The sequence below is a fragment of the Methanobrevibacter sp. genome (genome assembly GCF_045577275.1).
Taxonomy (GTDB): domain Archaea; phylum Methanobacteriota; class Methanobacteria; order Methanobacteriales; family Methanobacteriaceae; genus Methanobrevibacter.
The window spans coordinates 1-2,331 of sequence record NZ_JAZNIB010000005.1 but is presented as its reverse complement, the minus strand read 5'-3'; the positions used below and the strand labels follow the sequence as shown (position 1 = coordinate 2,331).

The 2,331-nt window shown below is 37.0% G+C and carries 2 protein-coding genes and 1 pseudogene; 2 read left to right on the top strand and 1 reads right to left on the bottom strand.

The genetic code is table 11. The annotated features are described in order from the left end of the window. Nucleotides 1–265 (bottom strand): annotated as a pseudogene (locus ACKI67_RS00050) (MerR family transcriptional regulator); the annotation flags it as partial. Nucleotides 266–729: 464 nt separating this feature from the next. Between ACKI67_RS00050 and ACKI67_RS00045 the strand changes: the two are divergent. After that, entirely contained in the window at nt 730–1,293 is a 564-nt protein-coding gene (locus tag ACKI67_RS00045; protein WP_407461337.1) for an RNA polymerase sigma factor, read from the top strand. Further along, nucleotides 1,268–2,329, top strand: coding sequence for a DUF4030 domain-containing protein (locus ACKI67_RS00040; protein WP_407461336.1), 1,062 nt, complete (start codon nt 1,268–1,270; stop codon nt 2,327–2,329). The genes ACKI67_RS00045 and ACKI67_RS00040 overlap by 26 nt, the downstream gene beginning before the upstream one ends. The last annotated feature ends 2 nt before the right edge of the window (nt 2,330–2,331 follow it).

Below are 2,331 nucleotides of genomic sequence, written 5' to 3'. Positions count from 1 at the left end.
TTTGAACAGGGTTCTGAACATCCTTCATATGCTTCTGAAGCATCTCTTTAATGATGTCCTTGCTTAAATTCTTGTCACGCATCTCCTTGATTCTTTTCAGAATCGCAATCTCCACTTCTGTATAAAAACGCGAGCCTTGTTAGAAACGCGGAATGACCAAGATACCGTTCAAATCCTTTTCCCATTGGCGAATGGTTCCTGCCGGTACATTTATTTTGCGTGAAACCTCTTTAATGGAATATGCTCTCAAAATTTGATCTTTCATATTTAAACAGTCCCTTCAACTTGGTATTGGTTTTATTTCTCTCTTGTGTACAGTATTCTGCATGCGTGCTAAGCTTTTCCTGCCTCATGACAAAAGCTCTCAAAACAAGTTGTTATTCATCAGAGGAGCCTCTTTTCTAGCGGAATTCGCCTAAAAAAATGAAGGAAACCGAAAATGATGGAGAATTAAGCAAAGAAACAAGAAGGGGGATGTGAATTGGGGAAGGATGGAGGTTTTTCTTTTAGTCGGTTGGAAGATGTCAGTTCTTGCGGAGAGAAGGGGAGGGGAATGAATTGATGGCAATGAGGAATTCTATTACTTGTCAGATGCAGGATATAATAAATGTAGATTGTATTTTATAAGGAGTTCAGATACATAGTTAAGGGTGAGAGGCTAAACAATACTATATCAATATGAAAATTTATAAAAAAACACAACTTTTCACATTTCTATACGTCTAAGCTATGAATCATGTGAAAACGGGGGGATATTTATCAGTGGATAAGAGGGAGGAAATTTCAGATTGGTATGATACATACAGTGCTTCCATCCTAAGCTTTATTTTATTGATGGTAAGAGATTACCAGCAGGCGGAGGATCTTACGCAGGAGACATTTGTGAAAGCTTATGTCTATCGTGATACATTCAAACGGCAATCCAGTGAAAAGACATGGTTGTTCAGTATCGCTCATAATGTAACCGTCGATTATTTGCGAAAACGGAAGCCTTTGTTGGTTCTTAAGGAAATTTTCCTGATTCAAGAAGATAAAGCACCATTGCCTGATGAGAAAATAGAGCTTAAAGAGGAATCGCATGAACTATATAAGGGGTTAAGCAAAATGAAAGATTCTTATAGGAAGGTCATTATTTTAAGGAAAATTAAAGGCTTTTCAATAGAAGATACAGCAATGATTTTAAAATGGTCTGAAAGTAAAGTGAAGTCAACATTGTCAAGGGCGCTACTATCGCTGAAAAAGGAATTGATAAAGGAGGGATATTGGGATGAGGAAGCTGTCCGACGATTCTGAGTTCAATGACACGCTCAAGAAACTAGATTCTGACTTAAGATGGAGCAAGAACAGGAAGGACATAGTTAAAAATCGTATCTTTATGGATATCGAACAGCTCGAGTTTCCAGTGGAAAATAAAAAATCATCTGCATATATAATGAGGAAAACACTATATGGAGTATGTACATTGATTATTTTACTCGGCTTGTTTATAGGGTCTGCCTTTTTCTCACCCTCAATGGCAGAGGTGGCATCCAAAATCCCTTATTTAAATCAACTATTTCATTCAGTGCCAATAAATAAGGTCATATGGGAAAATTTAGAGGAAAAAGGGTACCAAATTGCGGGTATTAGTGGAGATGGAAAAGGGATAGTGATATACATTGAAGGTTCTGAGCAATATTTTGAAGATGTCAAAGAAGAAGTGAAAGAGACCGCTCAGAAAATCATCAATGGGAAGGGTTATGATAATGATGCCGTAAAAGTGGAAAGACAGATAGATAAGGTAGTACAGATTTCCCAAAGAGATGAAGAGATTTCGGAGGCAGTGCAAGGAGGTATTGAGCAATTGGCTAATGAGAATTTCACAATTCTTACACATGGTTTTTCTTATCCATCTTCTGACTCAGAAAATATCATCATTCATATTGATGTCCCTGATAAGGAAACGAGAATAAATGAAATAAAGGATGTAATGACAGAGATTTTAAATGATAGAGGAATTGAGAAGTATACGATTGAGATTAACCGGATTAATCTTCAAAAACAAGAAAAAGAAGCACAATGGGGAGAATTATTTCCCGTGATTTATGAAGGCCTATCCTCAAAAAAGGAATACCAGGTGACTGGTTTTGCCTACTCTTTTGACCCTGCTCCACTTAAGATTATTATAAAAACCTCCATTCAAGTTTCGGATCGGGAGGCGGGTGCAAAGGTCCGCTTAATTGAAGAGACAATAGAAGAATTTCTGGAATCGAAGGAAATTCAGCAGAAAATAGGCGGAGATCCTTATGTCATTATTATTCGAGACAAAGAGCAGAATAAAATCAATTAAAG